Annotated in this window: 25 protein-coding genes; 9 read left to right on the top strand and 16 right to left on the bottom strand. The window is 56.5% G+C overall.

Annotation, left to right across the window (positions count from 1 at the left end):
- Positions 1–34: 34 nt before the first annotated feature.
- The 4 genes from nosR to AB4O41_RS28355 form a co-directional block, all read right to left on the bottom strand.
- Positions 35–2,215 carry a transcriptional regulator NosR gene (gene nosR / locus AB4O41_RS28370; protein ID WP_460145575.1) on the bottom strand — a complete coding sequence of 727 codons (2,181 nt, stop codon included), beginning with the start codon at positions 2,213–2,215 and terminating at the stop codon, positions 35–37.
- A gap of 109 nt (positions 2,216–2,324) precedes the next feature.
- Positions 2,325–3,713: an oxygen-independent coproporphyrinogen III oxidase gene (gene hemN / locus AB4O41_RS28365; RefSeq protein ID WP_460145574.1), complete on the bottom strand. Its 1,389-nt coding sequence runs from the start codon at positions 3,711–3,713 to the stop codon at positions 2,325–2,327.
- Between the two features lie 22 nt (positions 3,714–3,735).
- Positions 3,736–5,082 carry an oxygen-independent coproporphyrinogen III oxidase gene (locus AB4O41_RS28360; RefSeq protein WP_460145573.1) on the bottom strand — a complete coding sequence of 449 codons (1,347 nt, stop codon included), beginning with the start codon at positions 5,080–5,082 and terminating at the stop codon, positions 3,736–3,738.
- Positions 5,083–5,199: 117 nt separating this feature from the next.
- A complete protein-coding gene (locus tag AB4O41_RS28355; protein WP_460145572.1) occupies positions 5,200–5,643 on the bottom strand; it encodes a CopD family copper resistance protein in 444 nt (147 codons plus the stop codon).
- A gap of 228 nt (positions 5,644–5,871) precedes the next feature.
- Here AB4O41_RS28355 and pseH point away from each other — a divergent pair, with 228 nt between their 5' ends.
- Entirely contained in the window at positions 5,872–6,426 is a 555-nt protein-coding gene (pseH, locus tag AB4O41_RS28350) for a UDP-4-amino-4,6-dideoxy-N-acetyl-beta-L-altrosamine N-acetyltransferase (protein WP_460145571.1), read from the top strand.
- A 544-nt stretch (positions 6,427–6,970) separates the two neighbouring features.
- Here the strand turns inward: pseH and AB4O41_RS28345 are convergent.
- Entirely contained in the window at positions 6,971–7,525 is a 555-nt protein-coding gene (locus AB4O41_RS28345; protein ID WP_460145570.1) for a TetR/AcrR family transcriptional regulator, read from the bottom strand.
- A 126-nt stretch (positions 7,526–7,651) separates the two neighbouring features.
- On the opposite strand from AB4O41_RS28345, the gene AB4O41_RS28340 reads away from it, so the two are divergent.
- On the top strand, positions 7,652–8,272 hold the full coding sequence (locus tag AB4O41_RS28340) for a DJ-1/PfpI family protein (RefSeq protein ID WP_460145569.1): 621 nt from the start codon (positions 7,652–7,654) through the stop codon (positions 8,270–8,272).
- Between the two features lie 416 nt (positions 8,273–8,688).
- Positions 8,689–9,219, top strand: coding sequence for a DUF2867 domain-containing protein (locus AB4O41_RS28335; RefSeq protein ID WP_460145568.1), 531 nt, complete (start codon positions 8,689–8,691; stop codon positions 9,217–9,219).
- A gap of 179 nt (positions 9,220–9,398) precedes the next feature.
- On the opposite strand, the gene AB4O41_RS28330 is transcribed toward AB4O41_RS28335, so the two are convergent.
- Positions 9,399–9,539, bottom strand: coding sequence for a transposase family protein (locus AB4O41_RS28330; RefSeq protein WP_460145567.1), 141 nt, complete (start codon positions 9,537–9,539; stop codon positions 9,399–9,401).
- Between the two features lie 40 nt (positions 9,540–9,579).
- Complete coding sequence (locus AB4O41_RS28325; protein WP_460148447.1) at positions 9,580–9,834, bottom strand: hypothetical protein; 255 nt, start codon at positions 9,832–9,834, stop codon at positions 9,580–9,582.
- Between the two features lie 237 nt (positions 9,835–10,071).
- Between AB4O41_RS28325 and AB4O41_RS28320 the strand changes: the two genes are divergently transcribed.
- Positions 10,072–10,764: an SOS response-associated peptidase family protein gene (locus tag AB4O41_RS28320; protein WP_460145566.1), complete on the top strand. Its 693-nt coding sequence runs from the start codon at positions 10,072–10,074 to the stop codon at positions 10,762–10,764.
- A 139-nt stretch (positions 10,765–10,903) separates the two neighbouring features.
- The gene (locus tag AB4O41_RS28315; protein ID WP_367375161.1) at positions 10,904–11,317 is read left to right on the top strand and encodes a CBS domain-containing protein; all 414 of its coding nucleotides are present in this window, start codon (positions 10,904–10,906) and stop codon (positions 11,315–11,317) included.
- Between the two features lie 132 nt (positions 11,318–11,449).
- Here the strand turns inward: AB4O41_RS28315 and AB4O41_RS28310 are convergent, their stop codons facing one another.
- A complete protein-coding gene (locus AB4O41_RS28310; RefSeq protein WP_460145565.1) occupies positions 11,450–11,704 on the bottom strand; it encodes a hypothetical protein in 255 nt (84 codons plus the stop codon).
- A 728-nt stretch (positions 11,705–12,432) separates the two neighbouring features.
- Entirely contained in the window at positions 12,433–12,627 is a 195-nt protein-coding gene (locus AB4O41_RS28305; RefSeq protein WP_030130625.1) for a hypothetical protein, read from the bottom strand.
- Between the two features lie 188 nt (positions 12,628–12,815).
- On the opposite strand from AB4O41_RS28305, the gene AB4O41_RS28300 reads away from it, so the two are divergent.
- Positions 12,816–13,010 carry a hypothetical protein gene (locus AB4O41_RS28300; protein WP_460145564.1) on the top strand — a complete coding sequence of 65 codons (195 nt, stop codon included), beginning with the start codon at positions 12,816–12,818 and terminating at the stop codon, positions 13,008–13,010.
- A gap of 265 nt (positions 13,011–13,275) precedes the next feature.
- Here the strand turns inward: AB4O41_RS28300 and AB4O41_RS28295 are convergent, their stop codons facing one another.
- From AB4O41_RS28295 to AB4O41_RS28280, 4 genes are all read right to left on the bottom strand, one after another.
- Positions 13,276–13,506 (bottom strand): hypothetical protein, encoded by a 231-nt coding sequence (locus tag AB4O41_RS28295; protein WP_367375158.1) that lies wholly within the window; start codon positions 13,504–13,506, stop codon positions 13,276–13,278.
- A 127-nt stretch (positions 13,507–13,633) separates the two neighbouring features.
- Positions 13,634–13,969 (bottom strand): hypothetical protein, encoded by a 336-nt coding sequence (locus tag AB4O41_RS28290; RefSeq protein ID WP_460145563.1) that lies wholly within the window; start codon positions 13,967–13,969, stop codon positions 13,634–13,636.
- 75 nt (positions 13,970–14,044) lie between these two features.
- Positions 14,045–14,281, bottom strand: a complete 237-nt coding sequence (locus AB4O41_RS28285) for a hypothetical protein (protein ID WP_038982782.1) — start codon at positions 14,279–14,281, stop codon at positions 14,045–14,047.
- Between the two features lie 98 nt (positions 14,282–14,379).
- A complete protein-coding gene (locus AB4O41_RS28280) occupies positions 14,380–15,606 on the bottom strand; it encodes an RtcB family protein (RefSeq protein WP_460145562.1) in 1,227 nt (408 codons plus the stop codon).
- A gap of 91 nt (positions 15,607–15,697) precedes the next feature.
- On the opposite strand from AB4O41_RS28280, the gene AB4O41_RS28275 reads away from it, so the two are divergent.
- Together AB4O41_RS28275 and osmE are read left to right on the top strand one after the other, a co-directional pair.
- Complete coding sequence (locus AB4O41_RS28275; protein WP_095054805.1) at positions 15,698–15,937, top strand: hypothetical protein; 240 nt, start codon at positions 15,698–15,700, stop codon at positions 15,935–15,937.
- Positions 15,938–15,948: 11 nt separating this feature from the next.
- The gene (gene osmE / locus AB4O41_RS28270) at positions 15,949–16,308 is read left to right on the top strand and encodes an osmotically-inducible lipoprotein OsmE (RefSeq protein ID WP_460145561.1); all 360 of its coding nucleotides are present in this window, start codon (positions 15,949–15,951) and stop codon (positions 16,306–16,308) included.
- A gap of 58 nt (positions 16,309–16,366) precedes the next feature.
- Here osmE and AB4O41_RS28265 read toward each other — a convergent pair whose 3' ends face one another.
- On the bottom strand, positions 16,367–16,585 hold the full coding sequence (locus tag AB4O41_RS28265) for a DUF2188 domain-containing protein (protein ID WP_460145560.1): 219 nt from the start codon (positions 16,583–16,585) through the stop codon (positions 16,367–16,369).
- Between the two features lie 221 nt (positions 16,586–16,806).
- On the opposite strand from AB4O41_RS28265, the gene AB4O41_RS28260 reads away from it, so the two are divergent.
- Complete coding sequence (locus AB4O41_RS28260; protein ID WP_460145559.1) at positions 16,807–17,169, top strand: NUDIX hydrolase; 363 nt, start codon at positions 16,807–16,809, stop codon at positions 17,167–17,169.
- A gap of 44 nt (positions 17,170–17,213) precedes the next feature.
- Here AB4O41_RS28260 and AB4O41_RS28255 read toward each other — a convergent pair whose 3' ends face one another.
- Both AB4O41_RS28255 and benC read right to left on the bottom strand, forming a co-directional pair.
- A complete protein-coding gene (locus AB4O41_RS28255) occupies positions 17,214–17,987 on the bottom strand; it encodes a 1,6-dihydroxycyclohexa-2,4-diene-1-carboxylate dehydrogenase (protein ID WP_460145558.1) in 774 nt (257 codons plus the stop codon).
- 206 nt (positions 17,988–18,193) lie between these two features.
- Positions 18,194–19,207: a benzoate 1,2-dioxygenase electron transfer component BenC gene (gene benC / locus AB4O41_RS28250; RefSeq protein WP_460145557.1), complete on the bottom strand. Its 1,014-nt coding sequence runs from the start codon at positions 19,205–19,207 to the stop codon at positions 18,194–18,196.
- Between the last annotated feature and the right edge of the window lie 9 nt (positions 19,208–19,216).

The following is a 19,216-nucleotide window of genomic DNA, read 5'->3' as shown; positions in this document are numbered from 1 at the left end:
TAAAACGGTCACTGCGGACGTGCGCTCGCAAGCTTCATTCAGCAGCCGGCACTTCCACGACAGGTATCAGTTGCACCGCCACGGGTGCCGGTTTGCCGCGCTTCTTGCGCTTGTTGATCAGCGGCGGGCATTTGTCATCGTTGTGGTAGGTCATCTGGCAATCGAGGCAGTAGTGGCACTCGTTGGCATTGATCCGGCCATCCGGGTGAATCGCCTGGATCTCGCATTCCTTGGCGCACAACTGGCAGGGACTGCCGCACTCCTTGCGGCGCTTGAGCCAGTCGAACAGGCGCAATTTGGTCGGGATCGCCAGCGCCGCGCCCAAAGGGCAGATGTAGCGGCAATAGACTTTGCGCGTGAAAATGTTGATAACCAGCAGCCCCACCGCGTAGAGCACGAACCACCACTGGCGGTCGAATTTGAGGGTGATGGCGGTCTTGAAGGGTTCCACCTCGGCGAACAGTTCGGCGGTGGACATCGATTCCAGGGAGATACCGAAGAGCAGCAGCAAAATGATGTATTTGATCGCCCACAGCCGCTCATGCACCGCAAAGGGCAATTCGTATTGGGGAATTTTCAATTTGCGCGCGGCTTCGTTGATCAACTCTTGCAAGGCGCCAAACGGGCACAGCCAGCCGCAGAACACGCCACGGCCCCACAGCAGGATGCTCGCGGCGGTGAAGACCCAGAGCATGAAGATCAGCGGATCGGTGAGAAACAGCTCCCAGCGAAAGTGCTCGAACAGCGCATGAACAAAGGTCAGGACATTGACCACCGACAATTGCCCCAAGGCATACCAACCCAGAAAGACCACGGTAAAGAGCAGGTAACCACGACGCAGCCAGTGCAGAAAGCGTGGCCGGCGGGTGAGTTTGTCTTGCAGGAACAGGATGGCCGTCAGCAGCAACAGCGCACTCGCGAGGACGGCGATCTGGAAGTGTTTCTGGTACCAGATGTTCAACCACATCGGCCGGCTGGCTTCCTCGATGGCCGCCCGTTCCTCGGCACTGGGCGCAGGTCGCTCAAGGTAGGGCTCGGGCAGTTGATACGGCAGTTCGAAGCTACTGAAGGTGCCGCTGACCGGTCCCGTCTGACGCCGCACCAGGAGCTCCAGCGACCAGGGCGATCCCGGATCGAATCCGGCCGGTTTGCGCACAATGAAAATCGACATTTCATTGAACTCGGGCATGCCCTTGGCAAATACATCGGAGAGCCGCTGATGGTCCATGTCGCGAAAGCTGATGACATTGCCGAACTGGCGCAATTGCACCCGATCGAAAATCCCGCCGCGCACATAACCCGAGCCTTTATAGGAAAACAGCCCACGACCCAGCACCACGATGGCTTGCTCGCCGGGTTTGAGTTCCTGCATGAGGAAGCGATATTGATTGTCGCCCAGCAACGCGCGGCCAATGGTCGGTGGGTTCAAGTCGGCGGTGTACAGCTCGATAAAGGTGTCATCGACTTGATCCGGGCCGGCGTTGTCGACGCCTTCGGCTTCGGTGCCCTTGAAGGCTGCATCGACCTGCCCACGGGTCAGGTTCAACCGGCGAATGGAGCCATTTCCGGTCAGTTGCTCCCAGGTGGCGGGCTCGTAAAAGTCCTGGCGCACGGTGGCGGGTTTGTTCACCACCCCGCCCGTGTCCTCGATCAGCTTCAGCGACACGGCCACCTCATGGGCGGCACGCATGATGACCTCATTGACCACCATGGCGGTGACCGTTGCGCCGGCGATGGCATCCACGGTGACCGCGCTCGGGTCGCTGGAATGGCCGACCACCACCCGCTGGCTGACCTTGATCCCTTTGTATCGGGCGCTGAAGCCATGGAGTTTTTCTTCGGGAATGCCGATCAGCAGAATCGGCTCGTGGTGCTCCAGCACATAGGCGTCCTGAATCACCCCAGCGGTGTCGAGGATCACCTGGGTGTTGATGGGTTTGCCCGAGTAGGCCGGAATATCCACCACATCCAGGCTCTGGAACACATACCCGATAACCTTGCCGGCCGCCGACAGCGTGCGCACCTTGAACTTGCCTTCGGCTGCGGACACCGAATCGGTTTGCGGGAAGACTTTCTCGATGCGCTGCTGCTCGATGTCGCCGTATGACTTGGCCTGCACCGTCGCGAACGCTGCGATCATCAGCAAGACCACCACCACCAGCCCGACGCTCCAGATGCGCAGGTTGCCATGTATCGAAGGCTGATGGATTGTCATGAGCTCGCTGATTTCAAAGGGGCTTGAGGCCATGTTAGGGAGCGTTGTGTGCCCCGCCCTTGATTGAAATCAACTCGATAAAATTCCTCGCGCCAGAGCGCCAGAAGCCTCAAACGGTGCGGGAAAACCGGCCTTTTTGCTCCCCTCCCAGATAGGCGTCAAACGCCATCGCGGCACTGCGCATCATCAAATGCCCTTGCGGTAACAGCACCAATTCGTCGCTGTGAATCTGCAACAGTCCGTCACGCACCTGCTCGTCCAGTTGCGCCAGCGCATCGGCAAAATACTCGGTGAAACAAATGCCATGACCTGCTTCGAACTTGGCGAAATCGATCCTGCCGTGGCACATCAGGTCGCTGATCACTTCGCGGCGCAGCAAGTCATCGGCGCTCAAGCGATAACCACGATGCACCGGCAACAACCCCTGATCGATACGGGCGTAATACTGCGAAAGCTCCTTGACGCTCTGGCTGTAGCTGTCGCCGACCTTGCCGATCGAAGACACTCCCAGGCCGATCAAGTCGCAGTCGGCATGGGTCGAGTAGCCCTGGAAATTGCGTTGCAGGGTGCCATGGGTGCGGGCCAGCGCCAGTTCATCATCCGGCAAAGCGAAATGATCCATGCCGATATAGACATAACCGGCCTCGGTCAGACGGCGGATGGTCAGTTCCAGCAATTCCAGCTTGCGCTCAGGTGGTGGCATGTCCGCCGGGCGAATCAGCCGTTGCGCACGCACCAGCTCCGGTAAGTGGGCGTAGCTGTAAGCGGCAATCCGGTCCGGACGCAGAGCGATGATCTTGCCGAGGGTGACGTCGAAACTGTTCACCGTTTGCAGTGGCAGGCCGTAAATCAGATCGACGCTGATCGACTTGAATTGCGCCTCACGCGCCGCCGCGACCAGCGCATAAATCTGCTCTTCACTTTGCTGGCGATTGACCGCCGCCTGCACGTCGGGATCGAAATCCTGCACGCCGAAGCTCAGGCGATTGAACCCCAGTTGGCGCAGCGACTGGATTTGCTCGGTGCTGATGGTGCGCGGATCGACCTCGATGGAAAACTCATGGTCATCGCTGTCGTCCATGTCGAACGCCTGGTGCAGGCAGTCCATCAGGTCCGCGAGCTGTTCACTGGTCAAATACGTCGGCGTGCCCCCGCCCAGGTGCAGCTGCGTGAGTTTGCGCGTGCTGTCGAACAAGGCCGCCTGCATGGCGATTTCACGCTTGAGATACGTCAGGTATTCGACGGCCCGATGGGTTTTCTGGGTGATGATTTTGTTGCAGGCGCAGTAGTAGCAAAGGCTCTTGCAGAACGGGATATGGATATACACCGACAATGGCTTGGGCACCGCCGCCAGGTTGCTGTCGGAGGCGGCACGCTGATAGTCGTCGACGGCAAACGCCTGATGAAACTGCGGCGCCGTGGGGTAAGAGGTGTAGCGCGGCCCGGGGCGGTCATACTTTTCGACCAGGGCTCGATCGAAATCGAATGCAGGTTTCATGATCAATCAACTCGCAGTTGGGTTAATGCGTTGCACTGCCCAAATCCTTTTCAAACAGGTTGCAGATGGCATCTGCTTCCGGCCGGCCGGCGGGAAGAATGCTGATGAAACGGTCCGACAATTCAATCAATCCGTCACGACTCAATTGCTCCAGCAATGGCCAGACAGATGCAAAATACTTGGGGAAAATCAGCCCATAGCGCCGCTCGATGGCGCGGATATCCAGCTCTTGATCACACGCCAGTCGCTCCATGACCATGTGTCTTATCTGATCCCCCGCCTCGAAACGCCAGCCACGAGACGTCGGCAATTGGCCCCGGTCCAGCTGCTGCTGATAACGCTCGATCGCGTCGGTGTTTTGCGTATACAAATCGTCGATCTGACTGATAGCCCCCAAACCGAAGCCGATATGGTCGCAATAACCGTGACGGGTAAAACCGTCACAGGTGCGACGCAACCGGCCGCGCTCCTGAGCGATCGCCAGATCATCATCGGGCCGCACAAACTGCCCCATTCCGATGTAGTGATAACCTGCGCCCATCAACTGTTCGAAGGCGATCTGGCGCATCGCGCCTTTATCGTCCTGGCTGCACAGTTCCCTGACCTTGTCGCCGAGCCTTGGACGATAACGGCGTGGTGGTCGCGCATAGTCGAACACCATCAGCCTGTCCGGCTCCAGCTCAATGATCGCCGCCAGTTTCTGCGCGAAGCTTTCTGGCGTTTGCCAGGCATGACCAAAACCCAGATCGACATTGATCGATCGATAACCAAAGGTGCGGGCAGCATCGATCAGTGAATGAATGGGTGCCGGGTTCTGGTAGCAGGCCACCGACATGTCACAGTCGGTATCGATATCCGGAACGCCAATGCTGACGTGATTGAATCCCTGGTTGCGTAGCGCGCCCATGGTCGACCAATCGGTAGAGTGAAGGTCGACGTCGACGCTGTAGTCGCCGCACTCATGCTGGAGAAAGTTGAATCGACCGCGCAGATGATTCATCAGGCGCTCGAGATGAGCGATGGTGGGTGTTCCGCCGCTCAGATGAAATTGTTCGACCCGTTGCTCCGCTCCCAGATGACAACCGACGAGGTCGATCTCCTGTTCCAGGCGTTGAAGGTACTGTTCGATGTCGTCGTGCTCGCAGGCGACATCGCGCGGGGAACAAAAGGCTGGCTTGAGGCTGGAAGGCAACTGCACGTTCAGGGCGATCGGGCGTCGTTTCTGGCGGCTGACGCGCAAGGCACGAAGCAAATCCAGAGAGCCGATGCCGTCATGAAACTTTTGCGTGTCGGCATGGCAGTTGGGGTCGAGTACGCCCTGATCGCACCGAGCGATCAGATCGCCGGGGGCGTGAGAAAAATCGAGCATGACAGGTCTCCGAGACTGGCTGCGGATCAACAGTGTCCGGGATTGGCGAGCAATGCTCCTTGACTTGTATCAAGCGCAAGCCAAGTGCTTGCAGGACAGACCTTGGGGCAAGACCGCTCACCACGTCAGGTAAAACATACCCTTGGCCAGCAGTACGATGACGACCATATGGCAGAACACACTGGCATGGATGAAATGCAGGTATCGAGCGTTCATTCGGCCGCTTTTGAACAAAAACATGGCAGCCAGGAAATGCAGCAGCACACTCACGGCGACCATGATTTTCAACAGCAACAAGGTGCTGAACGATGAGGCCATTGGCGTTGCAAGGACGGGCAAATAGCGCAGCCAGACCATGCCCAGCCCCGCGCCGAACAATACCAACAGCACCCATGGCATCAGGGTGCGGGCTCGGCGGCCAATACCCTCCTCGACCAGCAACATCACCTTGGCGGGCAACTGTTTGCGGATGCTTTCCAGAAAAAGGACTTCGAAAAACACCGTGCCGATAAAGATCAGGGCGGCAAACAGATGAAAGGTTAGAAACAGCGGATAGAGCATGAATGTTCTCCCTCTATTCAGCTGTCGGTTTCTCCAGAGAATACAGAGCAGGTCGACTCAGGCGATTGACATCAATCAAGAAAACCGCGAATCCCGGATGCGTCCTGGCCGCGTGTCGCGAACGCAAGCGGCGACCCTGTTTTTGAAGGCATTGCAAAACTATTTGATGGTGTCGTCTTGAGTATTTATTAAACTCTTTCGTTATCACATCCACGCAAGGACATCTGGATGCAATTTGTCCCATTGATTGACGCCAGCCACGCCGTTCAAGCTCATGTGCGCACGCTTCGAAACCAGGAAGATGTTCGAAAGTACATGTACACCTCCCACGAAATTACAGAGAGCGAGCACGAGGGTTGGTTGACCTCGTTGAAGGGAAACAATCGCCAGGCGGTGTTCGTAGCCACGAGAAATGGACAGGCCATCGGTATTGTTTCGCTGAACGCCATTAATGCCATACAGAAAACAGCTGACTGGGCGTTCTACCTAGACACAGAGATTCAAGGAAAAGGCTTGGGGAGCATCGTGGAATTCTGGATGCTTGACTATGCATTCAATGAAGCCGGCATAGAGAAGCTCAATTGCGAGGTCCTGGAAACAAATCCGCTGGTGATTAAAATGCACCAAAAATTTGGCTTTGAAATTGAAGGCGTTCGACGCAAGAATATTCTAAAAGACGGAAATCGGATTGACGTGATACTCCTCGGTATCACGAAAGAAGAATGGAAAAACAAGCGCCCCACGCTTGAACCTCTGATCCTGCGTCTGAACAAACAGGGATGAGAATGGTGAGTGTTCAAGACCGCGTTGCCATGCTGGTTAAATCGTAAGCGTACGGGGAATACGCCCTGTGCAGGGTATGCGTGTGGTGAAGGCCATACTCAAGTTAGTGCCGTAGGCCAGTGGCATGGACGTTAGCCCTAGGAGACCAATGGCGTGCACTAGAGCTGGAGATTGGTAGATCGCGTTAGCTAGGCGGCTTGCCTTGAAGGGAATGGCGTTCAAGCAGCCATTCGGCGAAGGAATTGAGTACTGCCGAGAATTTAGCTGCCGTTGAGGTTGGATTTTTGGCGTGCTTTAAAAAATACTCGATCTCAGGTCTCATCTTCGGTGCTAGCCGGAGGAAGTGCTCCACATGATCCTCAAGTGTAAAAGGCCATGATTGGTCGTGCTCCAGACGTAGGACGTTCGTCGACCTTATAGCCTTGCGGGATGACTCCCGTTGTAGTCGACGCAATTCAATGACATCCGTTGCATGCTCGATCTTATCAGCACACTTCCCTAAGACGGATGCGAAGTCTCCATTAATCGCCATTGCTATAGCGACTTAGGCCCGCCACGGTGGAAGAGCCCCTTCGAAAAGTGAAAAGGCTCGATACAGGAAACTGTTGAAGCGAGCGGCGTCACGCCGCAGCCCTGCCTGTTGACCACCAATCAGGCACAGATGGGCCACCTGACCAATCACTTCTGCTTCGCCTGGCATATGGACCAAGCGGCGGCACGTCCGTATCGCGAAGTCCAGTCGTCTTGTATCAACACGCTGCTGAAACTCGCCTACCAACGGATCGTGCCGCGACCAGGCTCGGATGGAAACTTCCCGCAAAGGTTGTTTCTCAGCGGCAATACTCAAGTAGCGTTTCAAGGTTTCGCCCGCGCTACGACCCTGCGCCGCATAAGCGAGCATGCGCTCCGTGTAGTCTTCTTCCCAAGCGGCCAGCAAGGTGCGGACAAAGTCTTCGCGATTGCGGAAATGGTGATAGAACGATCCGCGGGTCACATTCAATCGGCGCGATAGACTCTCGGCCGAAACGCCAATATGCCCTATTTGGTCGAGGGCCTCAAAACCAGCCGCGATCCAATGGTTACGAGTTAGTTTTCTCACCAGTTATTTCGCTCCATATTTAGCGCCATACAGACTGTGTATGGTGCGCAACCGATTGATACGCTGCGAACACCAGCAAAGATGGCCGTTGCGTTTTGCACGCCAGCACTTTTCATGGAGCTCGCCTTGAAGAAAATCGCTCTGGTTGCTTTCGACCAATTCACTGATATCGACCTATTCCTGATGTGGGACATTCTAGGCCGCAACACTGAGGACTGGCATGTCCGAATATTGGGTTCCAGCTCTATTGTGCGATCGGCGCACGGCCTGCCTGTTTCGGTACACGGTCCGCTTTCCGAGGCCAATAGTGCCGACGCGGTATTGTTCGTCAGCGGCAAGGAAGGGATACCCGCTGCACTTGCCGCCCCAGATTTCCTGCCGTCGTTTGAACTTGACTCCAGGCGCCAGCGAATCGGCTCCATATGCGCCGGAGCTTTCATTCTCGAACGGCTTGGGCTGCTCAGCGGCCAAGCAACTACACACCCGGATGCACGATCGAGCTTGCAAGCTCTGGGACTTGAGCTCGTGGACCAGCCTCTTGTATGCCAGGGGAACGTTGCAACCGCTGGCGGATGCCTTTCGGCGCTCTATCTGGTGGGATGGTTGGTTGAATCCTGGTTCGATGTCGACAAGCGCCGTGCGACGTTGCTCCCTGTTCTGCCAGCTGGGCAGCAAGAGCTCTATGATGCCTTGATCGGGCTCAGTATTCGACAAGGAGAAGTTGGAGCCTCAACTACATCCAGTTAGTCCATGCTCGCTCAGCGAGGCTCTGGACCTCATCAAGGCGTGGACATTGGTTATCCGGACGGCATCGCCACGACACATGCGAGCTCCGCTCCTGGTGCGCTACTGCGCCTGGAACCTGAAGTTGCCGTGAACCCCACACTTGAATACGTACCTGATAGCCTAAGTAGGCACGCCGCAATATGGAAAAAGAGCCGCTTGTACAGCGAGATTCCTCCACTATGCAGATACCTCGTGTGCTTGGGAATGAGCAGTGAGCGCGGTTGTCCCTGCCCGGCTTGAAAGTCGGTAACCATCACTTCTAAGCTAGACAAGCACTTACAGGGCGACAAGGAGCGTTATACGACAAACCATCGCAACAAGAAACGCGACATGGCATGTCGTCTAATTAGTAGTTAGAACTCAGGAGAGATCCCCCGATGCCCCGAGAATTTGAGCTCATCATGTCCGTGCCAGTCCCCTCAAGGTCCGGCATCACCCACCTTTACAAGTCGATGAACCTGGCGGACGCTTTTGCGATTCGGCTCCCTGCGGGCACATCTAGCAATCCAGATTTGCTAGCTCGATTCATCCTTTCCCACCAGCCATCCTGGATCGGATGGCTCATGAAAGTCCGAGACACTATCGTTGCCTGTTTTGGTCTCAAGACAGCCAAACATTTGGCATTACTTGCTAATCGGATTGGAATCTTCAAGGTCTACAGCACGAACCAGACTGAAATCGTGTTGGGAGAGGACGACAAGCACCTCGACTTCCGGATATCGATCCTATGTTCTGGAGAGGCAGAACCAGAAGGCAGTCGCCAGCTCGTTTTTTCAACCGTGGTCCAGTGCCACAACCGTCTAGGCCGGGCCTACATCTTCGTTATTGCCCCATTTCACCGCTTGGTTGTTAAGGCCAGCCTCCTCCGTGCAGCGCGCGTCGGTTGGCCTCTGGCTACCTGCCCCTAAGGCTGAGAGCGCTGTGTGCCCCCTGAGGTCTAGCCCTTCCATCGAAAGGCTGTTCTGGCAAGCCTGGCCAAGTCTCTCATGTCAAACGTTGGGCCTCTAAGATTCATTGTAAGCGTACGCCCAACTCACCTTGCGTTAGTCAGGCCGGCACCCACTCATGCGGTAGCAGTTGCCCGATCTCACTCGCCCGCCCCGTCTTCATGCACCAGAACTTTCATCCGATTGGCACGGCGATTGGCAAAGAGATAAGCACAGTGCAGCTTCGCCGCACCGAACACAGCAATGACCCGGGCTAACGCGGTCTCGGTACCAGCACGCATGTCCATCGGTCCAGTGGCAAGCAGATGGCGTCGATGCGAATCATCGCAACAGGTCTCGCAGAAAGGTGGCACAGGCGGCAGCGCTTTCGGCCGGCCAGTTCACTTTGACGGTGCCACGCGGGTGCTGGATTTCAACGCAGATGCTCGATGAAGGAGCCAGGGGATGCCCTCCGGCTAGCTGAAAAGGCAGCGGAATGAAAGCAGGTTGCAGCGCCATGGCTTTGCTCGTTTGTACCCGAATCCATTTATGGACGAGGTTCGCGTTAAGGCTGTGTTTCTGCGCAACGCTGGCAATCGAAGCTCCGGGCTGGGCGCACTCCTGGACAACCTGGGCCTTGAAGGATTTGGACTAGGAACCGCGTTGTGGCTGCATGGAAAGACCCGCTTAAAAGGCTAGAAATGGTATCCGCTTAAATTAGGTGGACACCATCGCCTTTGGCGTCGAGGCCAGAAAGGTGAGTTGGCCGGACGGTTACGTTAGATCACCCTGAAACCATTGTCTAAGCTTAAGCTTCAGCATGAGGGCTCAGCCATGTGCGGACGACTTTCGCAGTATCGAGGTGTTCACGAATTCGTGGCGGCGCTGAGTATGCCCAACGCCTTGGTCAATAATGCTGGCGATCAGCCGCTCGAGCTCTACAACGCCGCACCGTCGACTCAGCTCGCCCTCTTCCACGAAGAAAGCGGCGTGCTGCATGCCGACAGGGTTTGTTGGGGCTGGCGACCGCATTGGGCCAGGGATCACGCGACACCGATCAACGCCAGGGTTGAGAAAGTCGCCCACGACCCATTCTTCAAGGAGATATGGCCGCACCGGGCAATTATTGCCATCGACAACTGGTTTGAATGGGTTTACGAAGGCGGTCCGAAGAAACAGCCGTACCTGATCCGTCGCAAGGATCGTGCGCCGATCCTGTGCGCCGCCATCGGTCAGTATCCAAGGTACGAAAAGGAGTCGGACGAGCATGATGGCTTCGTGATCATCACCGCGGACAGTCAGGGCGGCATGGTGGATATTCACGACCGTCGGCCAGTGACGCTCAATCCCGAACTGGCCCGGGAATGGATTGCCCCATACACGCACAAGGAGCGCGCTGAACAGATACTCCTGCAGCAAAGCGAACCTTGCGACGTCTTCGAATGGTTCAAAGTGGACGTGGCCGTGGGCAATGTGAGGAACCAGGGCTCAGAACTGATAGAGCCTATCGACGGCCCGCGCATATGACTCGCCCGCCTGAATCTCCTGTGACGCCCCGCCACCATGACGAGCGGAGCTAAAACAATCTGAACCCGCACTTCCCCTCCAAAGTCGAAAAAAATGGCAGCCCTTAATCACTGAAGCATCACTTTAAAGGAGTCTTTTCATGAAGATTTCGGAAGTTATGACGAAAGATGTTTTAACAGCCAAGCCAAGCCAGACGATCCAGGAGGCCGCAAACATGATGGCCAGGATCGATAGCGGCGCCATCATGGTTGAGCAACAAGAGCGTCTGATTGGCATGATCACGGACCGGGATATAGCCATTAGAGCCGTAGCCGAAGGACTCCCCGGCAAAACCCCTATCAGTAAAGTAATGACTGGCGGCATCCGCTATTGCTTTGAGGATGAAGACATAGAGCAGGTGGCAAAGAACATGGCGGACGTGCAACTGCGTCGCCTGCCCGTGCTCAACCGAGACAAGCGTCTGGTTGGTGTCGTATCGCTGGGAAACATTGCCAGCACTCGATCTCAATCTGCCGCTGCTACGGTTTTGCGCGGGGTGGCACAGGCTCATTGACCGGGCCGCTCGCCTGGCCTGGGATCCCGTTCGAAACCCGGCTTCAGGGTCAGGCGAGTCCTTCAGCACATCCACCACAACCGTCTCGCAGAGATAACCTTCCGCTGGGTCATATGTTTATTGCACGACACATCAGTTGGGCTCGACGAGCAGGTCTTTGTCCTCCGCGCCTAGCGCCGGCTCTTGATCTTCCAATTTGTCGGTTTCACGCTTCTTTTTCAGCCGGGCTCGAGCGCGCTCGGTGTCATAGGTCTTTGCGTCGGCCAAGCCATTCAGGGTTGTTGAAATCCGATAGAAACCACCGCACGGCTCACAATAAATGCGCAAGCCGCCCCCGAACGAAAGATCTTCCAGCGCACTAGTGTTTCCACACAGCGGACAGTTCATAGCCACCTCCTGATCATTCAGTTAGTCGCTTTCAGCCCGCCATCAATGCTGACAACCCGGACCGGGAGGGTAACCAATAGCGGGGACATGTTGATATCGACAGGGGCTATCCATGGAGGTTGCTTGTTTTTTTGTCGATAGATCGAGCAATACCTGCGTGAGCCTCTGTAGGCGCTGCCGAAGGCTCGGGCCGCGTTCGGACGATCTTTTGATCTTGATCTTTCAGGAGCCGCTGAAGGTCAAAAGATCGCAGCCTTCGGCAGCTCCTACAGGGGAACAGGGTTATAGCCAGGACAGACGGATTCTAATCCGAAGTCAGCGGCTGCCTGGAACGAATCGGCGCGATGAGCGACCTATCCTCAGTGTCACGGTGCAATAAGGACACGTTGTAATCGTAGGTGGATATCAACGGCACCGGCTCGTCATTGCGGGACATTTTAAGCCATCGCCTTGTGCGTTCGATGTCAAAGAACTCGTTCTTGAATTTCATTTTCGCCACAAGGTTCGCCGAGACCTTGTAGTGTCCACATCCGGCCGGGCATTTGACTTCTGACCAGTCTCCAGCCGCGTGAACAGTATTAGAGACAGCCTGACAGATTAGGCACTTCATGTTCGATCTCCGTATCCATGAACTACCAACTGTAGACGATCTCCGACCAAGGAGCGTTCACTTGGAAGAAAGTAAGAGCATCAAAAGTGAAGAGCCCAGCGCAATGGCTGGGCTCCGGTTATCTTCTGTTTTCCAGCATCTTATCGGCGAGTGCTTTGGCCCTTTGGATTAACAGATTCTGCCTGTCTTCGTGGGTGGCTTCTCCAACCACCGGTGCCGTCAGATTGCTTTCCGCAATCAACGCGGCACAGAAGTATTGATCCCAAACAGCGCTTTGCTCCGACTCCTGTCTATTCATTTGGTCGGCGATCATATGCGGCTCCTTTTGATGAGGTAGCCTCTTAAGTTTACGCCCGAATCGTGGACTACCCGCGTCGCGAAGGATGACCGGCACCTCATTGCAATCCGTTCACTGGCGACAAGTCGTTTCCTCAACTAGGATTTTTAGCGCACAGGACTTCGCCCACTGTGTTGTCGGGCGATTCATCAAAGGAGAGATAGATGACATCTACTCAAATTTCCGAGCAAACCTATCGTGGGTGGTCCAACCCCATCTTGCTCGAACTCAAGGAGAGAGAAGATCAGTTAAGCCCTTCGGCACGCCAGGCCCTGCAAAATGTCCTGGTCGAGAGGAGGCTTCTTGACACTGGCAACCCATCTGGCAGCGATCGGCGCAGGGCTGATCCGGCCAAGTAACGACAGGCATCAATAACGTTGTCAATTCACGCTCATTACCGACGCTGCTGGCTCTCTGCCGGCAGCGTGCATATAAGCCCTTACCATATTCCAGACAAAAAAAAAGCCCAGGCAGCTGATGGACGCCTGGGCTTTAAAAATGCATAAACCGTGGTGGTGAACGCGGGGCAATATTACCCAATCGCGCAACTTGTAACAAGATATTCTGACTCACCATCCAGTTACTAAATCTCCTAACTCATTAAATATCCACACTATTTTTAAGTCATCTACTGACAACTCCACTCCCGACTCCATCGATTGAAGCGGAAATAGCCCCCCGTGCATCGCGCACCAACTCACGCCATTCGGCGTTATTGATGAGGCCGGCCCCCTCCATTTCATCCGCCACTTTCAGCAGTTTGTCGTAGTGTTCTTCACAATCCATCCCGGCTTCCGGTTCTCTCAAGAGCCGGTACCAGGCATCGAGGGCTGCCTTTTTTCGATCATCATTCATAGCCAAACTCCCAAGGACTGTTTGCTCTTGGAAGTTAGTTGAGGAGTAACCGTTCCTGGATTCAGACATATGGCTGCGACATACGGCACAGCCGTCCCCCATAAACGAACAACGAACGAAGCGAGCGTTACAAACAATCCCGAACAGCTTGGCGCAGTGCCCCTGACTTGGCCCACGGTGGTCCTTGGTAAAGCGATACCCGGCTGCCATCCTTTGATTTCACGATAACCAGAATTTCGTCAGCCGTGATAATGCTCGGCGCGGTAATCCGGTAGCCATTGGAAATCGCCGATTGCGTCGATCCCGGAATGTCCTGACGCCACAACGGCAATACACACGCGGCATATTCCTTGGGCGCCTTATCGCTGTATTTGCTGATATTGGGCTCGCCGGGCACCACGGATGCGGGTAATGAACAGCCCGCCAACACAGCTACCGCTATTCCCGCTATCAACATGCGCATAACGCTTTCTTTCCTGAAAAACGGGAAATGTAGCCTGTACTTATGCATACATCCAGCGGACAGCCGGCGATGTCTCTATAAAGGGGCTTCGCCCTGCCCCGGCTCGGCCCCCGAGCCGGAATCGGGATACGACCTCGCATTCAGGTACGTCATCCATCGCTCGTACGCTTCATGCTGCCATTTCGTGACCCGCTCCCATTCCGGGCCGCTCAACTGATGGGCCGAGATCAGTTTCATCATTTCCGTGGTTGCCGCATCCAGGTCAACGATCAGCTCATGCGCGTGATGTCTGAAATCATCGGTAGTCGTCATTCGAGATGGCCTCTCTAGCGAATAAATCATTACCTCAATACGACAGCAGAGCTGTTCACTCGCGTTAATGTTCCCGACCAATGGAAGCCCTTCCCTTCCTACCCCTTCACACAGACCACCTGTCGCAAGGTGTGCAGTACTTCCACCAGATCACGCTGGGCGTACATGACTTTGTCGATGTCCTTGTAAGCCATCGGAATCTCGTCGATCACCGCCGCATCCTTGCGACATTCCACATGAGCGGTCGCGCGGATCTGGTCTGCGACGGTGAAGGTATTTTTGGCTTTGGTGCGGCTCATGGTACGACCGGCACCGTGACTGCAGGAACAGAACGATTGCTCGTTGCCGAGACCGCGAACGATGAAGCTTTTGGCCCCCATGGAGCCGGGAATGATCCCCAGTTCGCCCTTTTTCGCCGACACCGCGCCCTTGCGGGTGACCAGGATGTCTTCACCGAAGTGCCGCTCTTTCTGCACGTAATTGTGGTGGCAGTTCACAGCCTCCAGCGCGACCTCGAAGGGTTTTCGGATCACTTGCCGCGCCGTCTGAATCACCGCCTGCATCATCAACGCCCGGTTCTGCCGGGCGAAGTCCTGAGCCCAGCCCACCGCTTCAACGTAGTCATCGAAATGCCGGCTGCCTTCCTTGAAATAGGCCAGATCGCGGTCCGGCAGATTGGCGATGTGCTGGCGCATGTCCGCCTGGGCCAACTGAATGAACAGGGTCCCGATGGCATTGCCAACGCCGCGAGAACCGCTGTGCAGCATGAACCAGACGCGGTTGGCCTCGTCCAGGCAGACCTCAATGAAGTGATTACCGGTACCGAGGGTGCCCAGGTGCTGACGATTGTTGGTGCTGGCGAGTTTCGGGTATTTGTCGGTGATTGCCTTGAACCGTGAACTCAGCGCCGCCCAGGCTTGATCGGCTTGCTGTGGAACGTGATTCCAGGCGCCCTCATCGCGGCGGCCACGACTCAACGTGCGGCCATGGGGCACGGCTTTTTCGATGGCGCTGCGCAGGCCGTGCAGGTTGTCCGGCAAGTCGGCGGCGGTCAGTGAAGTACGCGCGGCAATCATGCCGCAGCCGATGTCCACTCCCACGGCCGCCGGAATGATCGCGCCCACGGTGGGGATCACGCTGCCGATGGTGGACCCTTTGCCCAGATGCACATCCGGCATCACCGCCAGGTGCTTGAAGATGAACGGCATCTTCGCGGTATTGATCAATTGCTGCCGGGCTTCGCTTTCAACCGGTACACCCTCGGTCCAGAGTTTGATCGGCTTGCCGTTGGCGACTTCCAGCAGTTGGTAGACAGGTTGTTGCATGATTTCGACTCTCTTGCGATCAGACGAACATAACGCTCCAGACAGGTAAATGGGACTACTATTTCGTAGCGGGGAATTGCAGGAGGTCATCATGTGGCTTAACGAATATGAACAGCAACTTCGGCGCGACCTGCAAGGTGTAGCCTCGGATTTGAGGTGGTCGGCGGTAGAGCTTTTGCGCATCGCAGAGCAGTTGCGCCTGGCTGGCAATGATGTGGACGCAGAGGCAACACTAAGGCTGTGCGCGTTGTTCCAGGGCGATGAAGAGCGACTGGCGGGCTATGCTGAAGAAGTAAAAGCAAAATCCATCAGTCGAATGAAAGCTCACTAGAGAGCGCTGCCATGAACAAGCGTCTATGCGCGCTGATCGCCGTGCTGGCGGCGTCAGGTGGCTGCAACACGGAATCACACGTTTATCGAGACCAACCGCTGGTCGCCAAGGTCGAGACCGGCATGAGCAAGGAACAAGTCCAGCAGATTGGCGGCCAGCCTTTATCGACAACTCAGCGCACGGTGGAACCTGGCACCTGCTTTGACTACAAGCTGACCCAAGCCGGCCATCAGCAGCCGTACAATGTCAGCTTCGATGGCACGGGCAAGGTCGACCACAAAAGTTTCATGACCTGCGCGGAATGGAGTCGCGTCCAACAAAAAGCCAGAGAGTATTCCCCCTCCACGGGCGGGATGGGCGGTGGTTACTGAGCCCCGTGTAGCAGTTGCTACAAATACAAAGCCCCGGCGAACCGGGGCTTCAAGCGCACTATTTGTCTGATTTCTGGCTTTCTGATTTGTGGCTACGCGACGCTTTACCCGACTGGGCTCTGTAGGCGGGAAGCGCAGCCGCATAGGCCAGTGCTTCCTCTCTACTGCCAAAGGCTCCAAGCCGGTCACCTTTGGTGCACACCCGCCAAGGGCCGTTGTTCACGCTGAGTACGTCATAGCCGTTCATGTGCATTTTAGTCATCATCGGAACGCTCATAGTCACCTCCATTTCGGCAGTGATAGTCCTGGATCGACTCATCTACCTTACACCCGACCTTCCCTGAAGTGCCAACCAGACGTCGCGTCAGGATTCCGGCATTTCATTGCACTTTCAGCCGCCCTGTCGACTCAAACCCTTGAAGCAGACACTTCTGCGGATTTCGGTCTGAATATTGCATTTTTATGACTGTTTTGTGACAAACGGCAGTCGGGTAACCCATGAAAGTACGTGCAACCGTCATTTGCGAGCAGGATCGGCATATCCTCCTCGTGCGCAAGCCCAGGGGGCGCTGGACCCTGCCGGGCGGAAAAGTCGAGCCTGGCGAAACTGCTGCGGGCGCGGCCACAAGAGAGCTTTACGAAGAAACAGGGCTTGAGGTCGACGACCTGCTGTACTTGATGGAGTGGGAAACGGCCAGCACCCGGCACCATGTCTACGAGGCGTTGGTCGTGAACATCGCAGCGGCTCGGCCACAAAATGAAATTTTCGACTGCATCTGGTATCCGCTGGACGCGGTACAGAACCTGAACACAAGCGACGCCACACTCAGAATCGTCAAAGCGTTTCAGCGCCGCTTGTAGGCGGCAGGTTGTCCAGAATCGGGCCAATTTTGCGTGCGAGCCCGTCAGCCCGGATCGCCGCCACCGACCGGCATGATCATGCCGGTGATATAGGAGGCTTCGTCGCTGGCCAGAAACAGAATAGCGCTTGCCTGCTCATCCAGCGTGCCATAGCGCTTCATCAAACTGCTGTCGAGGGTCTGGTCGACAATCTGCTGATACCAGAGCTTTTCCTGAGCGCTTTGTTCCGCAGCGTTACGCGGGATCAGCCGTGGCGGCGCCTCGGTGCCACCGGGGGCGGTCGCGTTGACCCGCACGCCACGACCGGCCGTTTCGAACGCCAGGCAAGCGGTCAGCGCGTTGACCCCACCCTTCGCCGCACCGTACGGCACGCGATTGACGCTACGGGTCGCAATGGACGAAACGTTGACGATGGCGCCGCTCTCTTGTTCAAGCATGAACGGCAGCGCGGCATGACAACACCACAGTGTCGGGAACAATGAACGGCGGACTTCGGCTTCGATCTGCGCCTCTTCATAGTATTCGAAAGGCTTGGCCCAGATCGTGCCACCAACGTTGTTGACCAGCACATCGAGGCGATCAAAACGTTCGACAGCGGTGCGCATCACGCGCCTGCATTCGCCGTATTGCTCAAGGTCGGCAGTCAGGGCAAGTACCTGGCTGCTCTGCCCCAATTTCTTCTGGAGTTCGAACACCAAATCGGAGCGGTCGACCAGAATCAACCGCGCACCTTCGGCGGCCATGCGTTCAGCCACACACCGGCCGATACCTTGGGCGGCACCGGTAATCAGCGCGACTTTTTCGTGGAATCTGTTCATGTGTACCTCGTGACGAAGGATGCCGGTCCGTTAAGACGTACCGGACGAAACACTGTCCTGTGGGAGCGAGCCTGCTCGCGATAGCTGTCTCACTGGCGACATCCCGGGTGAATGTTCCGGCCTCTTCGCGAGCAGGCTCGCTCCCACATTGGGATCTTTGCCGAGCACGGTATTTGTGTACGACTTCGCTCCCACAACAGCGCGACTCAGGCCGCGCTGGCGGCAAATTTTTCGTAGTAGAAGTTCGCAGGCCTGATGCCTTGTTCGCGGATGAACTGGCTGACCGCTTCGACCATCGGCGGCGGGCCGCACAGGTAGACGTCGACGTCGCCATCGTTCAAATGCCGTGGCTCGATGTGTTGGGTCACGTAGCCCTTGAGCGGATGCCGACTGTCGGGATTGGCCACACAGGCACTGAAGCTGAAGTTCGGAATGCGTGCGGCGAAGGCTTCGAGTCGATCGAGTTCCACCAGGTCGAAATCGTTGGTCACGCCGTAGATCAAATGCAGCGAATGCTCGCTGCCCTGTTCGGCGATTCTTTCCAGCATCGCGGTGAACGGCGCCAGACCAGTACCACCGGCCAACAGCAACAATGGACGGCGGATGTCGCGCAGATAGAAGCTGCCCAACGGCCCGGCCAGGCTCATGCTGTCGCCAGCCTTGGCCATGCCGGTCAGGAAACTGCTCATCAAGCCGCCGGGCACGTTGCGAATCAGAAAGCTGACTTCGCCGTCACGCTGCAACGAGCTGAACGAGTAAGCGCGGGTCTGCTCGCTACCGGGCACCCCGAGGTTCACATACTGCCCCGGCAGGAACGCCAGCTTGCTCAGGGCCTCGCCCTTGATCGACAGCGCGATGGTGCTGTCGGACAACTGGCGCACGGCGCTGATGGTCGCGTCGTAACTGGCCTGACGGGTACGACAGACATCCGATGAAACCGGCACCCGCACTACGCAATCGCTTTGCGCACGCATCTGGCAGGTCAGGACAAAGCCCTGCTGCGCTTCGTCGGCGCTGAGGGCGTCTTCGATGTAGTCCTCGCCCAAGTCGTAGCGGCCAGCCTCGGCGAAGCACTTGCAGGTTCCACAAGCGCCGTCGCGGCAGTCCAGTGGAATATTGATGCCCTGGCGATATGCGGCGTCGGCCACGGTTTCCCCAGCATTGGCGTCGATGAATCGGGTGACGCCGTCTTCAAAATTGAACGCAATGGAATGAGTCATGACGGCCGC

Source organism: Pseudomonas sp. S2_A02 (assembly GCF_054668495.1).
This window is presented reverse-complemented; position numbering and strand designations above follow the sequence as displayed.

What these genes read in the sequence shown, in the direction of transcription:
- AB4O41_RS28335 (WP_460145568.1), top strand. Translation starts at nt 8,689, where the DNA reads ATGCCCCGAGAATTTGAGCTCATCATGTCCGTGCCAGTCCCCTCAAGG.
- nosR (WP_460145575.1), bottom strand. Translation starts at nt 2,215, where the DNA reads ATGACAATCCATCAGCCTTCGATACATGGCAACCTGCGCATCTGGAGC.
- AB4O41_RS28265 (WP_460145560.1), bottom strand. Translation starts at nt 16,585, where the DNA reads ATGAGCGTTCCGATGATGACTAAAATGCACATGAACGGCTATGACGTA.
- AB4O41_RS28260 (WP_460145559.1), top strand. Translation starts at nt 16,807, where the DNA reads ATGAAAGTACGTGCAACCGTCATTTGCGAGCAGGATCGGCATATCCTC.
- AB4O41_RS28295 (WP_367375158.1), bottom strand. Translation starts at nt 13,506, where the DNA reads ATGAATGATGATCGAAAAAAGGCAGCCCTCGATGCCTGGTACCGGCTC.
- AB4O41_RS28320 (WP_460145566.1), top strand. Translation starts at nt 10,072, where the DNA reads ATGTGCGGACGACTTTCGCAGTATCGAGGTGTTCACGAATTCGTGGCG.
- hemN (WP_460145574.1), bottom strand. Translation starts at nt 3,713, where the DNA reads ATGAAACCTGCATTCGATTTCGATCGAGCCCTGGTCGAAAAGTATGAC.
- AB4O41_RS28285 (WP_038982782.1), bottom strand. Translation starts at nt 14,281, where the DNA reads ATGACGACTACCGATGATTTCAGACATCACGCGCATGAGCTGATCGTT.
- AB4O41_RS28310 (WP_460145565.1), bottom strand. Translation starts at nt 11,704, where the DNA reads ATGAACTGTCCGCTGTGTGGAAACACTAGTGCGCTGGAAGATCTTTCG.
- AB4O41_RS28275 (WP_095054805.1), top strand. Translation starts at nt 15,698, where the DNA reads ATGTGGCTTAACGAATATGAACAGCAACTTCGGCGCGACCTGCAAGGT.
- benC (WP_460145557.1), bottom strand. Translation starts at nt 19,207, where the DNA reads ATGACTCATTCCATTGCGTTCAATTTTGAAGACGGCGTCACCCGATTC.
- AB4O41_RS28330 (WP_460145567.1), bottom strand. Translation starts at nt 9,539, where the DNA reads ATGCGTGCTGGTACCGAGACCGCGTTAGCCCGGGTCATTGCTGTGTTC.
- pseH (WP_460145571.1), top strand. Translation starts at nt 5,872, where the DNA reads ATGCAATTTGTCCCATTGATTGACGCCAGCCACGCCGTTCAAGCTCAT.
- AB4O41_RS28360 (WP_460145573.1), bottom strand. Translation starts at nt 5,082, where the DNA reads ATGCTCGATTTTTCTCACGCCCCCGGCGATCTGATCGCTCGGTGCGAT.
- AB4O41_RS28300 (WP_460145564.1), top strand. Translation starts at nt 12,816, where the DNA reads ATGACATCTACTCAAATTTCCGAGCAAACCTATCGTGGGTGGTCCAAC.
- AB4O41_RS28280 (WP_460145562.1), bottom strand. Translation starts at nt 15,606, where the DNA reads ATGCAACAACCTGTCTACCAACTGCTGGAAGTCGCCAACGGCAAGCCG.
- AB4O41_RS28255 (WP_460145558.1), bottom strand. Translation starts at nt 17,987, where the DNA reads ATGAACAGATTCCACGAAAAAGTCGCGCTGATTACCGGTGCCGCCCAA.
- osmE (WP_460145561.1), top strand. Translation starts at nt 15,949, where the DNA reads ATGAACAAGCGTCTATGCGCGCTGATCGCCGTGCTGGCGGCGTCAGGT.
- AB4O41_RS28315 (WP_367375161.1), top strand. Translation starts at nt 10,904, where the DNA reads ATGAAGATTTCGGAAGTTATGACGAAAGATGTTTTAACAGCCAAGCCA.
- AB4O41_RS28290 (WP_460145563.1), bottom strand. Translation starts at nt 13,969, where the DNA reads ATGCGCATGTTGATAGCGGGAATAGCGGTAGCTGTGTTGGCGGGCTGT.
- AB4O41_RS28305 (WP_030130625.1), bottom strand. Translation starts at nt 12,627, where the DNA reads ATGATCGCCGACCAAATGAATAGACAGGAGTCGGAGCAAAGCGCTGTT.
- AB4O41_RS28355 (WP_460145572.1), bottom strand. Translation starts at nt 5,643, where the DNA reads ATGCTCTATCCGCTGTTTCTAACCTTTCATCTGTTTGCCGCCCTGATC.